Genomic DNA, 24,975 nt, shown 5'->3' on the forward strand with positions numbered 1-24,975 from the left:
CCTGCAATTATTCCATAATAGTTACTTGACAAATATTTTGTTGCGCTTTTATTTCTTCAATTACTTCATCTGCTAATAATTCATCTGTTTCAATGACCATAAGTGCTCTTCTTCCTTTTTCTTTACGAGAAACACTCATTGTACTAATGTTAATCTCATGTTTCGCAAGGATTGAAGCTACCGCTGCAATAGCACCGAAGCGATCGTTATTTACAATAAGTAGTGCTGGGCTCGTGCCTGATAATTGAAGATCGAATCCGTTTAATTCTACAACTTCAATTTTACCGCCACCAATTGAGCAAGCAACAACTTCAATTTCATCTTCACCTTTATACAAACGAATTCTCGCTGTATTTGGGTGAGGTGCATTGGCATCTTCTTCAATGAATTCCACTTCAATTTCGCGCTCTTTTGCTATTTCTAGCGCCTCTGGAATACGTAAGTCATCTGTTTCAAATCCTAATATTCCACCGATTAGTGCTACATCCGTACCATGCCCTCGATACGTCTTTGCAAATGATCCATATAACGAAATGCTTACTCTTTCTGGTTCATGACGAAACAGCTGGCGAGCAACTTGCCCCATTCTTGCTGCGCCTGCTGTATGTGAACTTGATGGTCCAATCATAACTGGACCGATAATATCAAATACTGAGCGATACTTCATCATAACTCCCCCTAAACCTCTATGAAAAAAATTTATTCTACTATTCTATTAAGCTGCTACATCTGTCGCTTTTCCAGTTGTACCACGAATTTGTTCTGCTGTACGAATTGGATAGTTTTTGAATAAAAGTAATCCAATATAACCTGAAATAATACCAGTTATCATAATACATAAGAATCTTAGCATTATTTTCATTTAAAAATGATACAAGATAATCCACAATAAAGTCTGGTAGCAATCCAAAGTTTAACACAGAAGCCATTGCAAGCATAGCATAAACAAGTGATATAACCATTGCTAATGCAACTAAATTTGCACCCGCTATTCCGCCTATACTACCTGCTGATGTTCTGAACTCTTTTAAAGAGTGGTGTACCAATTAAATCTCCACCACCTTATTAATAAAAAGCTTCTACTAAGGAACTCGCAATAGATACACTTGCTAATCATATCGTTTAGCTAAAAAGTGAAAAAGACTTATGACAAATAATAGTAATATCTTTCCTATTATAATTCTCGTGTTACTCTCTCATGATTTAGTCAACTTCACTTGTTACGATAATGACTAAAATACATGTGACTTATCATAAATTATAATCTGCCCTCATTATAGCTTGTTTTTTATAAAACGCTTACTTTTGTTGAATTTTAAAAGTTCTGAATAAAAGTCCATTTCTGCTATTTGTATCACTTGTATGTCATCTGACTTATATAACAGTTTTTCTAAATAATCATTATTTCGTATTTTTATCCTATATATTCAAACCATCCTAATTTTCTGTATCATCCAAGTATAAGTATAAAATAATAACAGTTTTATTTTTAAATTTTTTTAAACATAAAAAAATGGTAACCCGCCGTTACCATTTTTTACGAAATTATCATTTTTCTACTGGGAATGATTTCAAATCTGTCGCTATTTCTGTATTAGAAAACAACTCTCTAGCCTCTTTCAATAATTCCTTATATGTATCTCCTTGATAGCGAGAACTAATGTGAGTTAATATTAGTCGCTTCGCATTTGCCTGAAGTGCAATGCTCGCAGCTTGCTTAGATGTAGAATGAAAATAATCATACGCTTGTTGCTCATCTTCTGCTGCGAAAGTCGCTTCATGGACAAGTACATCTGCATCTTGCGCAAGCTCCCTACTCGCTTCGCAATATCGCGTATCACCTAAGATAGTAATAATTCTTCCTTTTTGAGGTGGGCCGATAAACTCATTTCCATTTAATATCGTGCCATCCTCTAATTCAACTACTTCACCATCTTTTAAACGTTTAAAGATTGGACCTGGTTTCACACCCATCTCAAGCAACTTATCAACTAAAAGAGCACCTTGTATATCTTTCTCTACAATACGATATCCAAAGCATTCTATACCGTGTGACAATCTTTTCGTTTCTACATAAAATTCATTATCTTCAAATACGGTACCTTCTTCTGTTATCTCCACAACTTCAAGTGGATATTTCACATGTGTCGTACTTACCGATAATGCCACTTCAATAAATTGTTTAATTCCTTTCGGTCCATACACCGTTAAAGGCGTAGTTCCTCCTTGAAATGAACGGCTACCTAATAAACCAGGCAACCCAAAAATATGATCGCCATGTAAATGCGTAATAAATATTTTTTCAATGCGGCGCGGACGTACAGATGTATGTAATATTTGATGTTGCGTGGCCTCACCACAATCAAATAACCAAGTTTGTCCTCGTTCTTCTAACAATTGTAAAGCAATTGCTGAAACGTTCCTTCCTTTTGAAGGAACACCTGCACCAGTTCCTAAAAATACAAATTCCACTTTCTTTCCTCCAGCTCTAAATATACTCTATCTCTCATCTTACGGAATGTTATTTCAAATGGCAAATTGAATTTACATAACGAAACATCTAGACAACTATATAACACGAACGTTATACTTAAAAAATTTAGCTATCGTTCGTTTTTTGTGTTAAAATAATTATACTACATTTTAAGGGAGCGTTTTATTATGAAAGAAGTATTTCGTTTACAAACTGATTTTTCATCTTCATTTGATCGCTGGGTAAGTTCTTTCGTGTCTGATCACCCAGCACAATTAGAATGGACAACTTTAAAGGAATTAATCCATGAATATACAACATCACATACAAATGATACGTTACCAGCATATATTTCTTCAGCTTTAACATATTACGCCCAACGCGTTTCAACTACAAACAGTTCAGAGATTGTTATTTTTGAAAACCCTACAATCTCGTAATCTATAATAAAAAAAGCACTAGTTACAGTGCTTTTTTTATTTATACTTATTTAACAAATAATCATATTCCGTCCAAAAGTCGGTATACATACTTCGCTCAAACTCATTTGAAATTATCTTTTCACTTGATTTATTAAATAATTCTTTTGCTTGTAGTGCAAAAGAAACAATTTGTTTTCTATATTCATTTTCATTCAATTCTATATGAAGTCCTTCATAGTATATAGCCTTTTGATTAGTAGAAATAACTTTGACAAAGTCCTTTAAAATCACGTTTTCACCTATATGGTTTATAGTCCAATGAATTGAAATTGGGCATCCTAACATTAACATAGTGCCACATCCGTGCAAAATAAGCCCCTCTTCATTTTCAATATCACAAATATATTCTTTATCCAAAGTTCGTAACAAAGCTAAAGCTGATTCACTTATTCCCCATTCCTCATCCATACCTGTCTGCGTAATAATCGTTCCAGCCACATTTAAATATATTTCTCCATGAGAACATAAATCTTCCTGCTCATTAAACAACCATTTTTGATTTTCAATTAAAGATTTATTTTTTAATCAATCTTCTTTGACAGGGGAAGCACTTCCTGTAGAAAAATACGAACACTGCTACCATACAGAAAATAAGCATATCTTACCGAAAAACATGAAAAAAATTACAATCCACTCGATACGGAAAACCTTTGCTTCATGGGAACAAATATTGTAAGTGGTAGCGCAAAAGCTGTTGGCATCTCAACAAGTACCGATACGTATTTCCGCTCTTTAGCAAATAAGGTAATTGGAAAGCGTGTAGAAACAAGCTTTGATAAAGGTGTAAACAAAGTAAGCTGGCTCTTAATTACATTCATGCTTATTATGGCAATCGGGATTTATATTCCATTCTCATCACTTGGTGCCTGTATAATAGGAAAGGTGTCATGATTTTACTACTTCATGACACCTTCTACATAAACTTATTTTCTAACTTTTGTTGAAACGACTTCTCTTGCTTACGTAGTAGTTGACTACCTCGTTGTAAAATTGGTGTTCCATACTTATCATTAATTTGATCAATGACAGCAAGTAGTGGTTCTTTTTTCGCATCCTCTTCAAATGAAAACAAATCTAATTGTTTCACCGATTCTGTCTTCCACTCTATTTCAGTAGCTGTAACACCTAGTAAACGAACGGAATCACCATCCCAATGTTGCTTCCATAAACGGGATGCTGCTTGAAAAATATCACGTTCCTCCCAAATTGCATTTTTCAATTGCTTACTCCGTGTTACTGTTCGCCTATCATGGTATTTAATCATAATTTGAATATTATAGCTGACAAGGGTTCGCTTTTGTAATCTTTTACTCACTGATTTTGATAACCGTTCTAACATATCAAGTAATTCTTTCTCTTCATCCATATCCTTTGAAAAAGTCATCGAGTTACCGACACTTTTATGTTGGCCCATTTGACTAGGATCCACTTCCCTATCATCCGTACCTTTTGCACGCTTTTGTAAATCAATACCGTGCTTCCCAATTTTAGCGCGAATGATATGCTCGTCTCCCTTCGCTAATTGTTCAATTGTATGTATATGAATTTCATTTAATTTTTCAGCTGTTTTTTCTCCAATCCCATGCATTGCTTCAACTGGAAGTGGCCAAATCATTTCTGGAATATCACGTTTTCGAAGTACGGTAATACCGAGAGGTTTTTTCATATCAGAAGCTGTTTTTGCTAGGAAAAGATTTGGAGCGATTCCGATACTACACGGAAGCTGCAACTCTGTTAGTAGTGCTTGTTGAATCATCTTTGCTATTTCAAGAGGCGAACCAAGTGCGTAGCAATCTGTAATATCTAAATATCCTTCATCTATTGAGACTGGTTGTATCTTTTCTGTAAAACGAGAAATGACTTGAAACATTTGAAATGAAGCTTCGCGATATAATGTGAAATTAGGACGCCTTACAACTAATTGCGGGCATAACCTTTTCGCTTCCCAAAGGGGCATCGTCGTACGTATTCCGTATTCTCTCGCCTCATAACTACATGTTATAATAATTCCTTTTCTCTCTTTTTCATTTCCAGCAACCGCTAATGGCTTTCCTTGTAATGATGGATCATGAGCAATTTCAACAGATGCGAAAAAACAATTCATATCTACATGTAAAATTACACGACCATTTTTCGGATACATTTCTCGCATAGTACTCACTCCTAATCAGAACGTTCGTTCTTTTATTATATCAAATTTTGCACAATAGTTATAATAATTACTTGTTCTTTTTTATAGTCGATATAAAGAGGATATATAATAAAGTGAAAGTTTAATCAGCCCTCACCAATCGGGCCTTTACGGGCAGCAGGGCCCCACCTAACTTTTTTACTTTCGCTGAATTTTGAGGTAGGGGTGTTACTGCCCGGCAAATAGCGGGATAAACTCAACTATACATTCCTTTTTGTTATATTAATCATTGCAATTAATTATTTACTACTTCCCATTTTCAATATGAATACGTTAGGATTATTCCCTCGTCTAGTATATGTAGCAACAACGTATATACTTCCATAGGTTTTCTTATATTGGCTTATACGTTTTGTCAAAGCAATCGAGTCAAAATAAAAAGCGTGTAAATCACAATTGATTTACACGCTTTTTCTATTCCATTACTTCGCTACTTCTTCAATAATTGCAACAACTAATTCTGCTGTTTTTGCTAACTCTTCAACAGGAATCTTCTCGTTTGTTGTATGAATTTCTTCATAACCAACTGCTAAGTTAACTGTTGGGATACCATGTCCTGCAATTACGTTTGCATCACTTCCGCCACCACTTTGGTGAAGAGAAGGTGTACGACCAATTTTTTCAGCTGCACGTTTTGCGACTTCTACAACGTGATCGCCATCAGCAAATTTAAATCCTGGGTACATAACGTTTACTTCAACGTCTGCATGACCGCCCATTTCTTTTGCAGTTGTTTCAAATGCTTCTTTCATTTTCGCAACTTGTGCTTCCATTTTCTCATTGATTAAAGAACGAGCTTCTGCAAAGATTTGTACATGATCGCAAACGATATTCGTTTGTGTACCACCTTCAAAACGTCCAATATTTGCAGTCGTTTCAGAGTCAATGCGACCAAGTGGCATCTTCGCAATTGCTTTCGCTGCGATAGTAATTGCAGATACACCTTTCTCCGGCGCTACACCAGCGTGAGCTGTTTTCCCGCGAATAATTGCGTTCACTTTCGCTTGTGTTGGAGCTGCAACAACGATTTCACCAACTTTTCCATCGCTATCTAATGCGTAGCCATATTTCGCTGTAATACGCTCACGGTCTAATGCTTTTGCACCAACAAGACCTGATTCTTCTCCGACTGTAATAATAAATTCAATTTTACCATGAGGGATATTTTTCTCTTTTAAAACACGGATTGCTTCGAACATTGATGCTAATCCAGCTTTATCATCCGCACCTAAAATTGTTGTACCGTCTGATACGATATATCCATCTTTAATAGAAGGCTTAATTCCATTACCAGGAACTACTGTATCCATATGAGAAGTAAAGTAAATTGTATCAACACCCTCTTTTGTTGCTGGTAAAGTACAAATTAAGTTACCTGCACCATGACCAGTTACAGCCATTGTGTCATCTTCAAATACTTCTACACCTAAATCTGTAAATTTCTTCGTTAATACTGTGCAGATTTCTGCTTCAAATTTCGTTTCAGAATCTACTTGTACTAATTCCATAAATTCATTTACTAAACGTTCTTGATTAATCATAAGACTGCGCCTCCTGCACTACCATTATGTATGTAACACTATTAATTATAACAGAATTTCGCAAAAGTTTCGAAATACAAGACAAAAAACAGATGGTTTACATGTCTAGATAACCATCTGCTTTCTATTACTCATTTAACAATACCCAGCGCATATGATCTTCCCACACGCCATTTACCATTAACATCTTCCTAGACACGCCTTCATATTGAAAACCTATCTTCGTTACTACTTGTATAGATGCTAAATTACGAGGCATAATCGGAGCTTCTATACGATGTAACTGAAATTCCTCAAAAGCAACTTGAATCGCTTTTCTAAGTGCTTCTGTCGTATACCCTTTGTTTAACTCTGCTTTATCTAATTTATAACTGAGTACACAAGATTGATAAATGCCACGAACGATTAAATTAAATGAAATACACCCAATTATTTTCGTATCATCACCCTTTTTAAAAATCCATAGTCTGATGATTTTCCCTTCTTCGAACTCTTTTCTATCCTTTTGCAATTTTTTCTTTTGATAATCTAGCGTAAAAAAATCATCCGGTCTATACTCTTCCCAAGCTTTTAAAAATTCACGATTTCTGTCGTAATATTGAAGAACTGTTTCAGCATACGACTCATCAATTTCCCTTAAGTATAAACGATCTGTTTCGTATATTTTCATCATCGTATCTCCATTCTTCAGCTTGCCCAACTAAAAATTAACAATATACCCTTTAACTATATTCTCTATACACACTCAAATTTCCTGTTATATTTTGCAATCCCCTCCCGAATTTTGTCCTCACTCTCCTCTTGTCCATAATTTCATTTCTCGTTACAATGAAATTGTACTGATTTGCAAGGAGGTATAACGATGCATAAAAAAGCTCAAAAAATTATGGTTTATGTGATGCTAATTTCTATGCTTGTAACAACATTACTTGCTGGCGCGAGTATGTTTTGGTAAAAAGGGCGATGTGTTCGTCCTTTTTTTACTTTTTACACATGAAAAAATAAACCATCTCGACATCGAGATGGTTTATTTTATATAAAACACAATCGCTACAATACTAAAGGAAAATGACATTACAAGTGCTATTACAAAACTTGTATATTGTTTCTGCTGAAATGCCCCAATAACAAAAGTGAGATTAAGTAATGCCATACATACAATCGCTACAAGATAAGAACATATATTAAAAGTTGCCAATATGAATGTAATAACAAATAGAAATCCCATAAAAAACTGCATATATGAAAGTTTCGGATTCAAGTACATATGAGCAACCCCTTTATCTAATTTTATCTTTCTATACTCTCATTAACGCACGGTTATGTACACATGTCAAGACAACTTATTATAATAGAAAAAGCCAACCTTTTCGTTGGCTTTTTCATATGCAACGGCTCCTTTTTCTTTTGCCAATTGCTGAAATGATTTTTTCGATTTCACAATCCATACTTTCGTTCCAATTGGAATGCGATCAAACAAATATTCCACATCGTTTTTCTTCATTCTTATACACCCTTGTGAAATATACTTTCCAATTGAACTCGGTTGGTTTGTTCCATGTATTCCATATTTACTTCCATCAGTTCCTCTTGCATTAAATCCAATCCACCTTGACCCAAGTGGATTTTTTGGCGATCCACCTGGAATATCCTTCGCAATGTAATACGGATCCTTTGCTTTCATTACAACATCAAAAGTTCCTTCTGGAGTTAATTCATTCGTTTTCCCTGTCGCTACTGGAAAAACCTTTTGAATCTTTCCATCGTCAATGTAAGCTAATTTATTCGTTGCTTTATTTACAATAATAAAAGGATCTCCGGCACGTGGATTATCCCCAAGAGGCCAAATCGGCGATAAAGAAAGACATAATATGATAGAGAGAAGATACGGCATAGATAATTCCTACCTTCTATATAAGTTCTTTTATATTATCCTTTCCCTTAAAGCGACTTTTAATGAGTAAATATTGTTCCATTTCATACACAAGTTGAACAAGTTTCGCACGTATCTCAAATTCTTCGCGTGTAACTGGCAATGGCATGTCTCTAAATAATTCCCTCATTTCTTGAAGCTGCCTTAAGGAAATAACGCCAGTACTCTCAGGGCTAATAGCATTACCAATGTTTTCAACAACATCTGCAATCATGTCAGCTTGTTCATATGTCCACGATAAAGAAGCTGCTAGTGGTATCATTCGCTCTAAAATTTCGAATTGTTGCATGCGCATATTAAAATAACGATAGTAATAATCATCTTCTCGCATAAATGCATTCTCAAGTTTTTTAAACGATAAATCCCTTGCTTCATTTAACATATTCTCGGTTTCAATGAGTTCTGCTCCACTCCAACTACTTTCTCGATTTCGTAAATACACAACCATTTCAAACAAAATCGTTTTAAAATTACTCTCTATTTTATCCTGATACTCTTTTAGCTTATTTTCACTACTCGGCATATACATATTTACTAATAACGCCACGCTAATCCCTATCGTTAATATAGCAATTTCATTTCCAACTATAAGCCATGTAATTTGCTTCAATGAATATAGATGCATAACAATAACTGAACTCGTGACAATACCTTCTTGAATTTTAAGCATTACTGCAGTCGGAATAAATGTAAGTAACAATATGCTAATTGCAAGTGGTGTATAGCCTATCGTTTCAAAAATACAAAACGCGAATACCATTGATAATACACACGCTAGAAAACGATGTAACGACACTTGAAGCGATTTGCGCTTCGTATTTTGTACACATAAAATAACTAAAATACCTGCTGAACTATAAAATTCTAACCCTAATAACTGAGCAATAAAAACTGCCGCGCCTGTCCCTATTGCTGTTTTTACTGTACGATATCCAATTTTAAACATATCATTACTCCTATATGTATAAACGTATTTACAGCTAGTATAAAAAAAGGATGACACAATGTCATCCTTTTCTACTTATTATTCACATAACCTTTTCATATTACAATATTTTTTGTAAAAATTGTTGCGCACGTTCACTTTTCGGCGCTGCAAAAAATTCTTCTGGCGCACTATCTTCTACAAGCTTTCCTCCGTCCAAGAAAAGAACACGATCTGCCACTTCTTTTGCAAAACCCATTTCATGTGTAACGATAGCCATCGTCATTCCTGTCGTAACTAACGATTTCATAACTTCTAACACTTCTTTCACCATCTCTGGATCTAGCGCCGATGTCGGTTCATCAAATAACATAACTTCCGGTTCCATTGCTAACGCTCTTGCAATTGCTACACGTTGCTTTTGTCCTCCCGAAAGACGATTTGGATACGTATCTTTTTTATCTACTAATCCAACCTTTTCTAAAAGTTTCTCAGCTTTCTTTTCAGCTTCTTGCTTCGTTACCCCTCTTACATTGATAGGAGCATACGTAATATTTTCTAATACAGTCATATGAGGAAATAAGTGAAAATGCTGAAATACCATACCGACATTTTCACGAACATGCATAACATTCGTTTTCGGATTGGTTACTTCTTCCGTTCCAATCCAAATGTGACCATCCGTTGGTGCTTCTAACATATTCATACAACGTAAAAATGTTGATTTTCCTGATCCAGAAGGTCCTATAATTGCAACTACTTCCCCTTTTTCAATCGTTGTTGTAATTCCTTTTAATACTTCGTTTTTACCAAATGATTTATGAAGGTTTTCAATTTTAATCACTTTTCTTCATTCTCCCTTCAATTGCCTTCCCGACTAATGTAAGAATAATGACTAACATATAATAAATCAGTCCAACAAAAAGTAATGGTTCAAGATATTTAAATGTCTCACCGCCTACAATGTAAGCACGACGCATTAAATCAGTCGCGCCTATTACTGTTACTACAGCCGATTCTTTCGTAAGTGTCGCAAATTCATTCACAAGCGCTGGTAATATATTTTTTAATGCTTGAGGGAAAATAATATTTCTCATCATTTTTCCGTATGGTATCCCTAAAGCCATTGCTGCTTCTGTTTGTCCTTTATCAACCGCTTGAATACCAGCACGAATTACTTCTGACATGTATGCACCTGAATTCAAGCTAAACGCAAGTACAGCTGCTAAGAATGCTGGTATTTCATAACCAATTATTTGTGGGACGCCGAAATAAATAATCATTAATTGCAATACAAGTGGTGTACCACGAAAAATTGATGTATAAAAATCTGCTGCTATATTTAATGCTCGTATTCTAACAATTTTACAAAGTGCTAATAGCGTTCCTAAAATAAATCCTGCTAAAGCTGATACCGCTACAATTTTCAAAGTAACTTCTAAACCTTTTAGTATATATGGTATCGAAGGCGTAATCGCCGAAAAATCTAAATTCATTCTTTTCATTCCCCTCACAGAAAAGTGAAAGGCAGCTTATTTTCCGCTGCCAAACCATTTCTTCACTAATTTATCCATTTCTCCATTTCCTTGCATTTTTTTAATTACTTTATTAAATTCAGCTGTTTTATCACTGTTTTTCGGAAGGGCAATTGCTGCTCCAACTTCTTCTGGTGCTTCTTTAATTTCAATTCCTTGTAAATCTTTCATTTTCTCTAAATAATTTTTAGCAACTGTGTCTTCTATAATTGCAGCCTCAAAACGACCAGCTTTAATTTCTTGTACGATTTCTGGTATACGGTCACGTCCCTCAACTTGGAAATCTACTTGTTTTTTAAATTCGGCTGCTTTCTCTTCTTGAATAGACCCTGTTTGTACTCCTACTTTTTTCCCTTTTAAATCCTCTACAGATTTAATGTTAGAATCCTTTTTAGAAACGACCATATTTTTCGCAACAAAATAAATATCTGTAAAATCAACATTATTTTTACGCTCTGCAGTTGGCGTCATGCCTGCCATTACGAAATCAACTTTTCCTGAACTAAGAGATGCTAATAAACCACCAAAATCCATATCTTTCACTTTCACTTCATACCCAAGTTCTTTTCCGATATATTTAGCAACATCAACATCAAAACCAATAATTTCATCACTTTTTGAAGCTTCCACGTATTCATATGGTTTATAATCCGCTGAAGTCCCCATTACGAGTACTTTCTTATTTCCTTTTCTTTCTTTCGGCTCCCCATTACTACAAGCGCTGAATATACTTACAATTAAAATAAGTGCAAACGATATTGATACTAACTTCTTCATCTTTCTTCCCCCTAATAATGTATATTTAAAAGTTTAATAGAATATTTATTCGATGTTTGTATTGTATCAGCACTTTTATTTTTATGCAATATATAAAATAAAAATAAATAAAACAGCAATACAAACGCTGTTTATTATGTATAAAAAATGCATAAAAAAACATAACTATGCATATCTCAGAAATTTTAATAATAAATAAAAAAGCGGCACATCCACTTGATTGTGGATGTGCCGCTTTTTCTCTTATTTTTTATAGTTCTTCACAATTCTCTTCGAAATACGATTGTAGTTTCGCAATAACTTGCATCGGTTCATGACCTTCAATTTCATGACGCTCTACCATCGTTACAATTTTTCCATCTTTTAATAAAGCAAATGATGGAGAAGAAGGTGGGTACCCTTCGAAATATTCACGCGCTCTTGCTGTCGCTTCTTTATCTTGACCTGCAAACACCGTTACAAGGTGGTTAGGACGTTTATCATAATGTACGGAATGCGCAGCAGCAGGACGAGCAATACCACCTGCACAACCACATACAGAGTTTACCATTACAAGTGTTGTTCCATTTCTTTTAAATGCTTCTTCTACCGCTTCTGGCGTCGTCAATTCTGTATATCCAGCAGAGACAATCTCTTCACGCGCTTGGCGGACAACATCATTCATAAAAAAGTTAAAATTAATCACTCTTTTCCCTCCTCTAAAACTACCTATTTGTATCTTACCAGTTAATGTTTATGAAATACAAGTAAGTTTACTTGTATTTAAGTATAGAAAAGGTGTTAGAGCTCTTGCTCTAACACCTTTTCTTTAATGACCACGATGTTTTTGCTTTGCTTTTTGTACTTTAATTAAACGTCTTCTTTCTTTTTCAGCTTCTCGCTTCTCTTTAGACTGCACTTTCTTTTCTTGCTTATGCAATTCATAAGATAAACTAATCGCCTCTTGCGCCTTAGTAAAACGTTTAATAGTTGTTTCTTTTGCTGCTTGTCGTATGATACGCTTTATGTTTTTAGGACGCTGTTTTTCATTAACTTCTACACCACATTTTGCAAAGTGCTGAAAATGCTCTAAAATTGAACCATTCACAAACATAAGCACTTCTTCATCTGACGGTTCCGCTCCAAAAATATACCTCGCTCCATACAATTTCCCTTTTTCTTTACATGTAATAATTCCAACAAAAAATTGACCATCGTGATATACTGTCAAATCCATTGACAGCCCCTCCTTTAAAAGATTAGAAATACGGGACATCCCGGAGGGGAAGGTTACTGACATGAAATCATGCGTCTGGACTACCAACCAGAGCTGTGTTTTTGTATTTCTTTCACTATTATTATATCTTTTTTTCCATAATCTTCATATATTCAGCAATCATTTTTTTATGCGATCCTACAATATAGTCAGGTAGTTCTGTTAGTGAAAAGAATTTAAGCTGAACTGCTTCTTCTTTATTCATAACAAAATCCCCTTCGTATTCATCCGTATAATAGGCGGTTGTTACAGATTGAAATTCATCACCGTTTGCTAATTTTGTAAAGTAGTTCGCTCCAGAAAATACATTGATTAGTCGCAAATTCTTCACTTTTATTCCTGTCTCTTCATATACTTCACGATAAGCTGTTTCTTCTGGTGATTCACTAAGCTCCATTAGCCCGCCAGGTAGCCCCCATTTTCCGTACGGCTCTGTCCGCTGCTGTAATAAAACATATCCATTTTCATTTATAACGAGTACAACAGCACCAACTAAAATTAAAGGGCGATGACCAACTATTTTTCGTAATTCTTCTACATATCCCACCGTATCGCCTCCTTTTTCGTTGTCCACACTATTGTATCATATGTACGAAACGACAAAATGCGTATATCTTTCATTTTTTTAACAAAATATTTATTTTATGTGATTCATCTATTGTAGCTAACATGATAGATTCGACTTCTGTACTCTCCTCTAGCAATTCTCTCGCCCACGCTTCTGTTTTTCCTAATAATGCAAGAACATCTTTCTGTATCCTCCCATCCTTTACTAATACAAAAGAAACTGGAGATTTTTTTCCCGCCACTTTAAGATCAAGCCGCGAAACTGCTTCATATTTTGGATACCGAAATATAGAAACGACACCGTTTGCTTCCCATAATGCTAATTTAATCGTTTGAATATCGCTCACATTTCGCATACGAAATTCCGAAAATAAATATCCCGCCGTAATTCTCGCCTTTTTCAAATTGCTACAATCAATGGAACCATTATGTATAAGAATAATCGGTGCAGGCTTTAAAAACCGTCTCCATCTATCCCATTTCAACATTAAAATAGAGCTTACAATATGAAGTACAACTAGTATACAAATTGTACTCATTGAACCAAGTAATCCGACCTTTTCATCAAAAACTGCATTAGAAATATTCCCGCCAAGTAATAACACTAATACGACATCTAAAAAGCGCAACTAATATTAAAAATATCTACGCTATTATAACTCGAACAACCCATTCACCAATTGAAAGATGCTTTGCTCCTTCAAAAATATGCATATGCATCACTTTGCACTCCTTACCCGTCTCAAACTGCTATCCTGTTTTAGTTTGCAACGTTTATGAGCATATATGTAAAAAAGCTGGTTCGTTTAAAAACGAACCAGCTTTTTTTACTTAACTGAAAACATATATTTTTTATAAGTTTTCCGTACCGATAGTATGAGCCCCATCATAATCATATTCGAGAATAAGGAACTTCCCCCATATGATAAGAAAGGTAATGCAATACCTTTTACAGGCATTAATCCAACAATCATACCGATGTTTTGGAATATTTGAACTGTTAATATACCGATCGATCCAGCGCATAATAATGTACCAAATAAATTATCAGCAGAATAACCAATAATAATTGTTCGATATAGTAGTAATAGGAACAAGAAGACAACTAAGGCTGCTACGATAAATCCACCTTCTTCGGCAATTGTAGCGAAAATAAAGTCAGTATGCTTCTCTGGGATATAGACGCTTCCTCCCCCAAACCCTTTGCCTTCCATTCCTCCACTACCTACAGCTAAAATCGATTGCTGTGTTTGATAACCTTGATCTGCATTTTCAAATGGATTTAACCAACCTACAATACGCGACTGTTGGTGAGGTTTTAGTAAAGTAACTAACTTATTATAGAAAAAATCTGGATACTTAAAGAAAATAAATATTAATGTAGATAATATGGTCACCGGAATAACTGTACATAATGCTATCAATTTTTTTTGAATACCTGACATAAATAAAATACATGCAATAGCAGCAGCATATAAGAACACCATACCTGTATCCGGTTGGCTATATACAACAGCCATAGGAGGAAGAGAAACTAGCATAATTTTACCTACTAATTTTAAATCCGTTTGGAATGTCCTTGCCATATACTGCGCATTATGTTTCACAGCTATGCTTGCTACTACAAGAAGCAATGCAATTTTGAAAAACTCAGACGGCTGAATTTGTCCAAGTACTGGAAAAACGAACCATCTTTTTGCACCTAATTTTTCAGGTGTGAAGGTGGAAACCGGTAGTATTTTCAAAAGAATAAGTGAACCAAACCCGGCAATATAAAGTGGCCAAGACAATTTTTGCAATTGATCTAAGTCGATGCTTGCAACAAGAAGTAACAATACAATCCCAATTATGTAGTTAACACCTTGTTTCATAGCAAAGTTTGCAGCTCCATACTGGCCCGTTTGCTGACTGCTATATATAGCAGCTATACTCGTCACACATAGTGCACACAAAATTAAAATTAATTTTACATCTAAACTTTTTAGAAACTCGGTACTTCTTTTCATGACATCCTCCTGAAACATTGTTACGACAAAAATAAAAAACCAGGAGTCAACATTCTTCATGTTTTGACGACTGATTACACATTATCTATAAAACACTTATATAGAATAACTCTCTTTTTCATACAATACAATATCTATTATACTACAGTTTCATCAGTAAGATTTGCCAAAAAAATTATTCTTTTCTTATTTTATATCCATATACCATATATCAGCAATGTATTTTCGTAAATTCCTAATACATAATTGTTTATTGTAAGATTACTGGGAAAGGTATTATACATATAGTAGGATGTAGATGAAGAAATAAGATGATAGGCTGAACTCTTTTGTTTCGCTCATAATAATTTTCAAGGCGAATGTTTGTTTCTTTTTTTCTTACGATATCATGTAGATAAGGAGGGAATAGATTGTAAGACAACGAAATTAGATAATGATTATCATTCCGCTACTTGATCCAAAAGGAATTACGATGAAGACCATGTTCGCATGTTGTTTCATTTCGTTTCAAATATTGATTTGTCAAAAGTAATGAACTCTCTAAGAAAGGTGGTGAAAGAAATGGCTAGAAAGAAAGCAGTGAAAGTATTACGGAAACAAAAGAAAAGAGAAAAGATGCAACGATTCACGCAGAAACAGAATATCGGACGAACTATCCTGACTGCAAAAGAATTTCGTTTACTTGAGCGTATGTCGCATAGTTCAAAAGCTTTGCGAAATGTTGGCTTGTACACGATGAAACAAAGTTACTTAAACAATAACAGGATGGCTACTGTAAAAGAAGTGGATACTGCCATGCAAGCCGATATGAACTACTCGGGCGTTCAATCAAACTCTGTTCAAGCGATTCGTAGAGCCTTATTTACAGAAGTGAAGAGCTTTTTTAAAGCAATGGAACAGTGGAAGAAACATCCTGACAAGTTCACAGGTCGTCCTAAGTTTCCGAATTATTCTCGTTCCACTGACAAACGAATCATCGAAATCTATAAAGTTCCAAAAGTGGATGATAATGGGTATTGGATAATTCCGATGAATGTGGCATTCAGAAAAAAATTCGGTTCCATTAAAATACGTATGCCAAAAAATTTAAGACATAAAAAAATCTCCTACATTGAGATTGTACCGAAGCAAAAAGGTCGGTTCTTTGAGGTGCATTATACATATGAAATGCACGTTTCTCAAATGAAGAAACCATCCACGACTACGAGTAACGCTTTGAGTTGCGATTTAGGTGTAGATAGATTAGTAAGTTGCGTAACCAATACAGGTGACGCCTTCTTAATTGATGGGAAAAAATTAAAATCTATAAATCAATACTTCAACAAAACGATACGTAATCTACAACAGAAAAATATGGAGAATGGACTTTCAAAACGAGTTGTAACGAATAAAATCGCTGCACTTTGGCATAACCGAGAAAAACAAATAAATGGTTACATTTCACAAGCGGTAGGCCTGTTGTTCAAAAAAGTGAAAGAATTCGATATAGATACGATTGTTGTAGGGTATAACGCTGGTTGGAAACAAAAATCTCATATGGGGAAACAGAATAATCAAAAGTTTGTTCAAATCCCATTTCATAAACTGATTGCAGCGATTGAGAATAAATGTATAAAAGAAGGCATTCGATTTTTAAAACAAGAAGAAAGCTATACTTCAAAAGCTAGTTTTCTTGATAAAGATCCGGTTCCAGTTTGGTCTAAGGATGATAGGACGCAGTATCGCTTTAGTGGCAAACGAATTACTCGCGGTCTGTACCAAAGTAAAGCAGGAACATGTATCTATGCTGATATTAATGATGCGTTGAATACATTGAAAAAATCAAAAATTGTAGAATTGGATGAAAATCTGAAAGTGAAAACGCCGATTCTATTAGAAGTGCAAAAACGTAAGGCTGTTACTTCGCGCATAGCTTAGTGGGTGCGTCAACCATCCATGTGTACTTGACTTGTCGGGGCTTGTAGCACACGCCGGATTCATCTGAGCGGTGGCTTCTTCCATAGGGAAGAACTTCTCTTTTTCGAAAGAGTGGTGCAAGTGGGAAAACAATCGTTCGTTGTCAGTACCGACCAAAAATATACTTGGGGTGTTACCATAAGGTGGCATGAATGCTAGAGCGTCAAACTGTCTAGCGATAGACGAAAAGACCTAGCGTTCAAACTCAAGCCCCCACTGAAATGCTTCATCTCAGTGGGGGTAGTTGACTAATATACAGATGTATTATTTTCTGACATGTTTTCTAAAATTTCTTTAACACGTCCTAAGAACTTACCACAAATTAAACCATCAAGTACTCGGTGATCAAGTGATAAACATAAGTTAACCATATCACGAGCACCGAACATACCGTTATCCATAATTACTGGGCGTTTTACAATTGATTCAACTTGTAAAATAGCCGCTTGTGGGTAATTAATAATACCCATAGATTGAACAGAGCCGAATGATCCTGTGTTATTAATTGTAAATGTTCCACCTTGCATTTCGTCTGCTTTTAACGATTTCGTACGTACTTTTCCTGCAAGTTCTGTAATTTCACGAGCGATACCTTTAATTGTTTTCTCGTCCGCTTGCTTAATTACTGGTACAAATAGTTCTTCCTCTGTTGCAACAGCGATAGAAAGGTTAATATCTTTCTTCTGAACAATTTTATCGCCAGCCCACATTGAATTAATTTGAGGATACTCTTTTAACGCTTGTGCTACTGCTTTTACGAAGAAAGCAAAGAACGTTAAGTTAAAGCCTTCACGCTTCTTAAATTCACCTTTAATTGAGTTACGGTATGACACAAGGTTTGTCACATCTACTTCAATCATCATCCAAGCATGTGGTGCTTCGTGTTTACTACGTAACATGTTTGCTGCGATTGCTTTACGCACACCTGTTACTGGAATTTCGATATCTCCAGGCATTGTAGGTACAGAAACTGGTTTCGCAGCTTCTATTTTTTGCGCTACTGGTGCTGCTTTTGGTGCTTCTGGGCGAGCTTCTACTACTGCCGCTACAGCTTCCTCTTTCTTCGCCGCACCTGCTTGTGGAATATTTCCAGATTCCACTAGCTTTAAAATATCTTTACGAGTGATACGGCCGTTTGCTCCCGTACCTTCTACTAAATCTAAATCAACGTTATGCTCACCCGCAAGTTTTAACACAGCTGGTGAAAAACGTGGTTTTCCATCAGTTGGTTGTTTTACTTTCGGTGCTTTTTCAGACGTAGCTACTTCTGCATTTGGTTCTTCTTTTGTTTTTTCCTCAACAGCTGTTGCTGCTACTTCATCTGCGCCTTCTACTTGAATCACACAAACTACTTCACCTACAGCTAACGTATCACCTTCACCAGCGATTAACTCTTTCACAATACCCGTGAAAGAAGATGGTACTTCAGCATTTACTTTATCAGTCATTACTTCTGCAAGCGGATCATACTTGTTTACGTGATCGCCAACATTAACGAGCCATTTACTAATTGTGCCCTCTGTAACGCTCTCCCCGAGCTGAGGCATTGTAATATTTTCTACAGCCATGTATAGTCCCCCCGATTAAAATTCCGCAAGTTCACGCATTGCTTTTTCAACTTTATCTGGATTTACCATAAAGAATTTTTCCATTGTTGGTGCATATGGCATTGCTGGAACGTCTGGACCTGCAAGACGTGCGATTGGCGCATCTAAATCAAATAGACAGTTTTCAGCAATAATTGCTGCCACTTCACTCATAATGCTTCCTTCTTTATTGTCTTCTGTTACAAGAAGAACTTTACCTGTTTTAGAAGCTGCTTCAATGATTGCTTCTTTATCTAATGGATATACAGTACGTAAATCAAGAATGTGTGCAGAGATGCCATCTTGTGCTAACTTTTCAGCCGCTTGAAGAGCAAAATGAACACATAATCCGTACGTGATAACTGTAATATCATCACCTTCACGTTTTACATCTGCTTTTCCGATTGGTAATACGTAGTCATCCTCCGGCACTTCACCTTTAATTAAACGATATGCACGTTTATGTTCGAAGAATAATACTGGATCTTCATCACGAATGGCTGCTTTTAATAAGCCTTTTGCATCATATGGTGTAGAAGGGATAACGATTTTTAAACCTGGTTGGTTTGCAAACATCGCTTCTACAGATTGTGAATGATACAATGCACCGTGAACACCCCCGCCAAATGGTGCACGAATTGTAACTGGACAAGTCCAATCATTATTAGAACGATAACGAATTTTTGCTGCCTCAGAAACAATTTGGTTTACTGCTGGCATGATGAAATCAGCAAACTGCATTTCAGCGATTGGACGCATACCATACATTGCCGCACCAATTGCTACCCCAGCAATTGCAGATTCTGCAAGCGGTGCATCAAGCGCACGATCTTCACCAAATTGATCATACAAACCGTGTGTCGCTTTAAACACACCACCTTTTTTACCAACATCTTCTCCTAAAACGAATACTTTCTCATCGCGTTCCATTTCTTCGCGCATTGCTAATGTAATAGCATCAATATAAGACATTACAGCCATGAAACGTTCCCCCCTATTCTGCGTATACGTGCTTCAATGCATCTTCAGGTGCTGCATACGGAGCATTTTCTGCATATTCTGTTGCTTCATTTACGATATGCATAATTTCGTCTAACATTTGTTTTTCCGATTCCTCAGTTAACACACCAGCTTCTTTTAAATAAGCCGCGAATGTTATAATTGAATCTTTTTTCTTTGCTTCTTCTACTTCTTCTTTATCACGATAAACACGATCATCATCGTCACTAGAATGTGCTGTTAAACGATATGATACTGTTTCAATTAAAGTTGGGCCTTCACCACGACGACCGCGATCTGCTGCTTCTTTTACAGCTTTATATACTGCAAGCGGATCGTTTCCGTCTATTGTATATCCAGGCATACCGTAACCAATCGCACGATCTGATACGTTTTTACATGCTAATTGTTTTTCAACTGGAATAGAGATTGCATATTTGTTATTTTCACACATAAAAATAACAGGTAGTTTGTGTACACCAGCAAAGTTTGCCCCCTCATGGAAGTCACCTTGGTTTGAAGAACCTTCTCCAAATGTAACGAACGTTACTAAATCTTTCTTCTCCATTTTTCCAGCTAGTGCAATACCGACTGCATGTGGTACTTGCGTTGTTACTGGAGATGAACCTGTAACAATACGATTTTTCTTTTGACCGAAGTGACCAGGCATTTGACGACCACCAGAGTTTGGATCTCCAGCTTTCGCGAAAGCAGACAACATAAGCTCTTTAGCTGTCATACCAAATGCTAGTACAACACCCATATCACGGTAGTATGGTAATGCATAATCTTTCTCTCTATCAAGAGCGAACGCCGCTCCAACTTGTGCAGCCTCTTGTCCTTGACAAGAAATTACGAATGGAATTTTACCAGCGCGGTTTAATAACCACATACGTTCGTCGATTTTACGTGCAAGTAACATCGTACGGAACATTTCTAATACTTGCTCATCACTTAAGCCAAGCTCTTCATGGCGCTTTTCTTTTACTTCTGCCATTTTTCATAACCTCCTAAATCCACATTTTTATGCGTGTAACGCTCTTCCATCTACAGCAAGTGCTGCTTCACCAATCGCCTCAGATAATGATGGATGCGGATGAATTGTATGTGCTACTTCCCAAGGTGTTGCATCAAGTACTCTTGCAAGACCAGCTTCAGAAATCATATCTGTTACATGCGGTCCGATCATATGAACACCAAGAATGTCATTTGTCTCTTCATCAACTACAAGTTTTACGAAACCATCTGATTCTCCGTATACAAGTGCTTTTCCGATTGCGCGGAATGAGAACTTACCTACTTTTAACTTATAGCCTTTTTCTTTCGCTTCTTGTTCTGTTAAACCGACAGAAGCAACTTCTGGACTGCTATATACGCATTTTGATACCATAGAGTAATCAATTGGTGTAACTTCTTTCCCTGCAATATGTTCTACTGCAGCAATTCCTTCATGAGAAGCAACGTGAGCAAGTTGCAGGCCACCGATTACATCTCCAATTGCGTAAATATGCGATTCTTTCGTTTGATAAAACTCATTTGTTTGAATGTATCCTTTTTCCACAACGATATCTGTGTTCTCTAAGCCAATATTTTGCGTATTCGCTTGTCTTCCTACAGATACAAGCATTTTTTCTGCTTTAAATTCTTTATTTTCACCGTTGTGTTCAGCTTGGATTGTTACTCCATTATCTTTTACCAATGTTTCTGGTAATACTTTTGCACCAGTTACTACTTTAATACCTTTTTTCTTGAATAGACGTTGCATTTCTTTTGAGACGTCTTGATCTTCTAGTGGTAATATCGTTTTCGCATACTCTAATACTGTAACTTCTACACCGAAGTCAGCAAGCATAGATGCCCACTCAATACCGATTACACCGCCACCAACGATAATAATCGAACTAGGAAGCGTTTCCATTTTTAGAGCATGATCTGAAGACATTACGTACTCTCCGTCTAATTCTAAACCTGGTAATGAATTTGGACGAGAACCTGTTGCAATAAGTACATTTTTGGGAATTAACATTTCATTCTCTTCTCCACTTGCAAGTTCAACTGAAATTGTCCCTGGCATCGGAGAGAAAATAGATGGGCCAAGAATACGGCCAATACCTTCAAACACATCAATTTTACCTTGTTTCATTAAGTGTTGAACGCCTTTATGAAGCTGCGTTACAATCTTCTCTTTACGCTCTTGTACTTTCGCAAAGTTTAGTTCTACATTGCTTGCAATAACTCCGAACTCTTCGCTTTTTTTAGCAGTTGCATATACTTCCGCACTACGTAAAAGAGCTTTACTAGGGATACATCCTTTGTGTAAACAAGTACCACCAAGATTTTCTTTTTCGACTAGTGCAGTTTTTAACCCTAGTTGTGATGCACGAATTGCAGCAACATATCCACCAGTACCGCCGCCAACGATGACTAAATCATATTCTTTTGCCATTATCTCAACCCCTAGCTACCGTTTCTTTTTCACGTACAACGTATTCTTTTGGAGCTTCTTCTTCACGTAATACACGAAGTGCTCCTTCTGCTAACGCTTCTAACTCATCTTCGCCTGGATGTACAATAACATCTGCAATCCAGTCCACTCGCTCTTTTATTTCATCGACAAGAATTTTACTGTATGCCAGTCCACCAGTTAATACGATTGCATCGATTTTCCCGTGAAGTACAGCGCTAGCTCCGCCAATCTCTTTTGCAACTTGATATGCCATTGCTTTATAAATAAGAGTTGCTTCAGGATCACCTTTTTCAACCATTTTCTCTACTTTAATCGCATCATTTGTACCGATTAAACTTACAAGTCCACCTTGTCCGACAAGCTTTTTAATCATTTCATCTCGGTAATACTCACCAGAGAAACACATTTCTACTAGTTGCCCTACTGGTACTGTACCAGCACGCTCTGGACTAAATGGTCCTTCTCCGTTTAAACCGTTATTCACATCGATTACTCTTCCTTTTTTATGAGCACCAACTGTAATACCACCGCCCATATGTGTAACTAATAAATTTAAATCCTCATATTTGTGGTTTAACTGTTCGGCTACTTTACGAGCAACTGCTTTTTGATTTAATGCATGGAAGATACTTTTACGTTCCATACCAGCAATACCACTTATACGAGCAACTGGCTCCATCTCATCTACAACGACAGGATCCACAATAAATGCAGGAATGTTTAATCCAGAAGCAATTTCATATGCTAAAATGCCTCCAAGGTTTGAAGCGTGATGACCGCTAAACCCATTTTTTAAATCTTCTAACATCGCATCGTTTACTGTATACGTACCGCCTTCGATTGGACGAAGTAATCCACCACGTCCACAAACAGCGTTTAATTTTGAAATGTTAATACCATGAGAATGTAGAACTTCTAAAATCGTTTCTTTTCGAAACTCATATTGGTCGATAATTCGCTTGTATTTCCCAATCTGTTCTACGTCATGACGAATCGTTTCTTCTAAAACGGGTCTTTCATTATCAAAAACACCAATTTTTGTGGATGTACTACCTGGGTTAATAACAAGAATTCGATTTACAGACAATGTTGCTACCTCCACTAATAAATTCAAAAGGAAGCGGAAACCTCATAAGAGGTAACCACGCCTTTTGTAAAAGTTATATATGAATGATTAGCGACGGCTAATAATATCGTGACCGTTGCGTAAGTAAGTGCTACGAGAATTTTTCAAGCTTGCAATGCGCTCTTCAGCTAGACGATCTGCCGCTACATAAGTTGCTATGCCATCGCGTTTTGAAATTTCGATTACTTTTGCAATTGTGTCATAAATAGACTCAACACGTTTTAGTGCACGTTCTCTATTGTATCCATATAATTCGTCTGCTACGTTAATTACGCCACCTGCATTAATTACATAATCTGGTGCGTATACAATACCCATTTCATGAATGATGTCACCGTGACGATTTTCTTTTAATTGGTTATTTGCAGAACCTGCGATTACTTTTGCTTTAAGTTGTGGAATAGTTTCATCATTAACTGTTGCGCCTAATGCACATGGTGCGTAAATATCGCATTCAACACCGTAAATTTCATTTGGTTCAACTGCTGATGCACCGAATTCTTCTACAGCACGTTGTACAGCTTCTTTATTAATATCTGTAACGATTAATTTTGCTCCTTCAGCGTGTAAATGTTTGCATAGGTGATATGCTACGTTACCAACGCCTTGAACAGCAATTACTTTTCCTTCTAAATTGTCAGTACCGAAAGCTTCTTTTGCAGCTGCTTTCATACCACGGTAAACACCGTATGCAGTTACTGGAGATGGGTTACCAGAAGAACCGAATGATGGTGAGATACCTGTTACAAAGTCAGTTTCTTCATGGATAATATCCATATCATCTACTGTTGTACCAACATCTTCAGCTGTAATGTAACGTCCGTTTAGTCCTTGGATATAACGTCCTAGTGCACGGAACATTGCTTCGCTCTTATCTTTACGAGGATCACCGATAATTACTGTTTTCGCACCACCTAAGTTTAAACCAGCTGCTGCGTTTTTGTATGTCATCCCTTTTGCAAGACGCAATGCATCTTCAATCGCCGCTTCTTCAGAATCATATGTCCACATTCTTGTTCCACCAAGAGCCGGTCCAAGTGTTGTATCATGAATTGCAATAATTGCTTTTAAACCAGATTCTTTATCTTGACAAAATACTACTTGCTCATAATCATATTTTTCTAAGTATTCGAAGATTTCTAATGTCATTGTCGTT

25 protein-coding genes and 2 pseudogenes are annotated in these 24,975 nt (G+C 36.2%); 4 read left to right on the plus strand and 23 right to left on the minus strand.

Annotated features, from left to right (window positions below):
- Positions 1 to 7: 7 nt before the first annotated feature.
- Complete coding sequence (gene sdaAB / locus BAQ53_RS19500) at positions 8 to 667, minus strand: L-serine ammonia-lyase, iron-sulfur-dependent subunit beta (protein ID WP_000877445.1); 660 nt, start codon at positions 665 to 667, stop codon at positions 8 to 10.
- 881 nt (positions 668 to 1,548) lie between these two features.
- A complete protein-coding gene (rnz, locus tag BAQ53_RS19510) occupies positions 1,549 to 2,472 on the minus strand; it encodes a ribonuclease Z (protein WP_000397455.1) in 924 nt (307 codons plus the stop codon).
- A gap of 189 nt (positions 2,473 to 2,661) precedes the next feature.
- On the opposite strand from rnz, the gene BAQ53_RS19515 reads away from it, so the two are divergent.
- On the plus strand, positions 2,662 to 2,913 hold the full coding sequence (locus tag BAQ53_RS19515; protein WP_000665709.1) for a DUF3932 family protein: 252 nt from the start codon (positions 2,662 to 2,664) through the stop codon (positions 2,911 to 2,913).
- 36 nt (positions 2,914 to 2,949) lie between these two features.
- Here the strand turns inward: BAQ53_RS19515 and BAQ53_RS19520 are convergent, their stop codons facing one another.
- A complete protein-coding gene (locus tag BAQ53_RS19520; RefSeq protein WP_033690062.1) occupies positions 2,950 to 3,462 on the minus strand; it encodes a hypothetical protein in 513 nt (170 codons plus the stop codon).
- Between BAQ53_RS19520 and BAQ53_RS19525 the strand changes: the two are divergent.
- A pseudogene (locus BAQ53_RS19525) lies at positions 3,458 to 3,786 on the plus strand (P-type ATPase actuator domain-containing protein); the annotation flags it as partial. The gene BAQ53_RS19520 and the pseudogene BAQ53_RS19525 overlap by 5 nt on opposite strands.
- An 82-nt stretch (positions 3,787 to 3,868) precedes the next feature.
- Here the strand turns inward: BAQ53_RS19525 and BAQ53_RS19530 are convergent.
- From BAQ53_RS19530 to BAQ53_RS19540, 3 genes are all read right to left on the minus strand, one after another.
- Positions 3,869 to 5,107: a DNA polymerase IV gene (locus BAQ53_RS19530; RefSeq protein ID WP_001208853.1), complete on the minus strand. Its 1,239-nt coding sequence runs from the start codon at positions 5,105 to 5,107 to the stop codon at positions 3,869 to 3,871.
- Between the two features lie 461 nt (positions 5,108 to 5,568).
- On the minus strand, positions 5,569 to 6,687 hold the full coding sequence (locus tag BAQ53_RS19535; RefSeq protein WP_000609824.1) for a tripeptidase T: 1,119 nt from the start codon (positions 6,685 to 6,687) through the stop codon (positions 5,569 to 5,571).
- Positions 6,688 to 6,814: 127 nt separating this feature from the next.
- Positions 6,815 to 7,360 (minus strand): GNAT family N-acetyltransferase, encoded by a 546-nt coding sequence (locus BAQ53_RS19540; RefSeq protein ID WP_033672813.1) that lies wholly within the window; start codon positions 7,358 to 7,360, stop codon positions 6,815 to 6,817.
- A 189-nt stretch (positions 7,361 to 7,549) separates the two neighbouring features.
- Between BAQ53_RS19540 and prli42 the strand changes: the two genes are divergently transcribed.
- On the plus strand, positions 7,550 to 7,642 hold the full coding sequence (gene prli42 / locus BAQ53_RS19545) for a stressosome-associated protein Prli42 (protein ID WP_000549037.1): 93 nt from the start codon (positions 7,550 to 7,552) through the stop codon (positions 7,640 to 7,642).
- Between the two features lie 72 nt (positions 7,643 to 7,714).
- Here the strand turns inward: prli42 and BAQ53_RS19550 are convergent, their stop codons facing one another.
- From BAQ53_RS19550 to BAQ53_RS19600, 11 genes and pseudogenes are all read right to left on the minus strand, one after another.
- Positions 7,715 to 7,954, minus strand: coding sequence for a DUF3894 domain-containing protein (locus BAQ53_RS19550; RefSeq protein ID WP_000281167.1), 240 nt, complete (start codon positions 7,952 to 7,954; stop codon positions 7,715 to 7,717).
- A gap of 66 nt (positions 7,955 to 8,020) precedes the next feature.
- Positions 8,021 to 8,581 (minus strand): L,D-transpeptidase, encoded by a 561-nt coding sequence (locus BAQ53_RS19555; RefSeq protein WP_001146566.1) that lies wholly within the window; start codon positions 8,579 to 8,581, stop codon positions 8,021 to 8,023.
- Between the two features lie 16 nt (positions 8,582 to 8,597).
- Positions 8,598 to 9,566, minus strand: a complete 969-nt coding sequence (locus BAQ53_RS19560; protein WP_000472672.1) for an aromatic acid exporter family protein — start codon at positions 9,564 to 9,566, stop codon at positions 8,598 to 8,600.
- Between the two features lie 100 nt (positions 9,567 to 9,666).
- Entirely contained in the window at positions 9,667 to 10,389 is a 723-nt protein-coding gene (locus BAQ53_RS19565; RefSeq protein WP_000590204.1) for an amino acid ABC transporter ATP-binding protein, read from the minus strand.
- The gene (locus BAQ53_RS19570; RefSeq protein WP_001046920.1) at positions 10,382 to 11,041 is read right to left on the minus strand and encodes an amino acid ABC transporter permease; all 660 of its coding nucleotides are present in this window, start codon (positions 11,039 to 11,041) and stop codon (positions 10,382 to 10,384) included. The genes BAQ53_RS19565 and BAQ53_RS19570 overlap by 8 nt, the downstream gene beginning before the upstream one ends.
- Before the next feature lie 36 nt (positions 11,042 to 11,077).
- Entirely contained in the window at positions 11,078 to 11,857 is a 780-nt protein-coding gene (locus BAQ53_RS19575; RefSeq protein WP_208906181.1) for a transporter substrate-binding domain-containing protein, read from the minus strand.
- Positions 11,858 to 12,107: 250 nt separating this feature from the next.
- Positions 12,108 to 12,521, minus strand: a complete 414-nt coding sequence (locus BAQ53_RS19580; protein ID WP_001979317.1) for a BrxA/BrxB family bacilliredoxin — start codon at positions 12,519 to 12,521, stop codon at positions 12,108 to 12,110.
- Between the two features lie 144 nt (positions 12,522 to 12,665).
- Positions 12,666 to 13,073: a YjdF family protein gene (locus BAQ53_RS19585; RefSeq protein ID WP_000366582.1), complete on the minus strand. Its 408-nt coding sequence runs from the start codon at positions 13,071 to 13,073 to the stop codon at positions 12,666 to 12,668.
- A 121-nt stretch (positions 13,074 to 13,194) separates the two neighbouring features.
- Positions 13,195 to 13,659: an NUDIX hydrolase gene (locus BAQ53_RS19590; protein ID WP_000542550.1), complete on the minus strand. Its 465-nt coding sequence runs from the start codon at positions 13,657 to 13,659 to the stop codon at positions 13,195 to 13,197.
- 70 nt (positions 13,660 to 13,729) lie between these two features.
- A pseudogene (locus BAQ53_RS19595) lies at positions 13,730 to 14,399 on the minus strand (DUF421 domain-containing protein).
- A 107-nt stretch (positions 14,400 to 14,506) separates the two neighbouring features.
- Positions 14,507 to 15,685 (minus strand): FtsW/RodA/SpoVE family cell cycle protein, encoded by a 1,179-nt coding sequence (locus tag BAQ53_RS19600; RefSeq protein WP_000831178.1) that lies wholly within the window; start codon positions 15,683 to 15,685, stop codon positions 14,507 to 14,509.
- 561 nt (positions 15,686 to 16,246) lie between these two features.
- Here BAQ53_RS19600 and BAQ53_RS19605 point away from each other — a divergent pair.
- The gene (locus BAQ53_RS19605; RefSeq protein WP_208906182.1) at positions 16,247 to 17,602 is read left to right on the plus strand and encodes an RNA-guided endonuclease TnpB family protein; all 1,356 of its coding nucleotides are present in this window, start codon (positions 16,247 to 16,249) and stop codon (positions 17,600 to 17,602) included.
- A 287-nt stretch (positions 17,603 to 17,889) separates the two neighbouring features.
- Here the strand turns inward: BAQ53_RS19605 and BAQ53_RS19610 are convergent, their stop codons facing one another.
- The 6 genes from BAQ53_RS19610 to BAQ53_RS19635 form a co-directional block, all read right to left on the minus strand.
- Complete coding sequence (locus BAQ53_RS19610; RefSeq protein WP_061884560.1) at positions 17,890 to 19,209, minus strand: dihydrolipoamide acetyltransferase family protein; 1,320 nt, start codon at positions 19,207 to 19,209, stop codon at positions 17,890 to 17,892.
- A gap of 15 nt (positions 19,210 to 19,224) precedes the next feature.
- On the minus strand, positions 19,225 to 20,208 hold the full coding sequence (bfmBAB, locus tag BAQ53_RS19615) for a 3-methyl-2-oxobutanoate dehydrogenase subunit beta (protein WP_000290071.1): 984 nt from the start codon (positions 20,206 to 20,208) through the stop codon (positions 19,225 to 19,227).
- A 13-nt stretch (positions 20,209 to 20,221) separates the two neighbouring features.
- On the minus strand, positions 20,222 to 21,223 hold the full coding sequence (bfmBAA, locus tag BAQ53_RS19620; protein ID WP_000852551.1) for a 3-methyl-2-oxobutanoate dehydrogenase subunit alpha: 1,002 nt from the start codon (positions 21,221 to 21,223) through the stop codon (positions 20,222 to 20,224).
- 27 nt (positions 21,224 to 21,250) lie between these two features.
- Positions 21,251 to 22,672, minus strand: coding sequence for a dihydrolipoyl dehydrogenase (lpdA, locus tag BAQ53_RS19625; RefSeq protein WP_001051289.1), 1,422 nt, complete (start codon positions 22,670 to 22,672; stop codon positions 21,251 to 21,253).
- 4 nt (positions 22,673 to 22,676) lie between these two features.
- Positions 22,677 to 23,780, minus strand: a complete 1,104-nt coding sequence (gene buk / locus BAQ53_RS19630; protein ID WP_000115780.1) for a butyrate kinase — start codon at positions 23,778 to 23,780, stop codon at positions 22,677 to 22,679.
- Positions 23,781 to 23,867: 87 nt separating this feature from the next.
- Positions 23,868 to 24,968 (minus strand): leucine dehydrogenase, encoded by a 1,101-nt coding sequence (locus BAQ53_RS19635; protein WP_000171357.1) that lies wholly within the window; start codon positions 24,966 to 24,968, stop codon positions 23,868 to 23,870.
- Positions 24,969 to 24,975: the final 7 nt, after the last annotated feature.

This window comes from Bacillus sp. B25(2016b), assembly GCF_001679765.1.
GTDB classification, from domain to species: Bacteria; Bacillota; Bacilli; order Bacillales; family Bacillaceae_G; genus Bacillus_A; species Bacillus_A thuringiensis_K.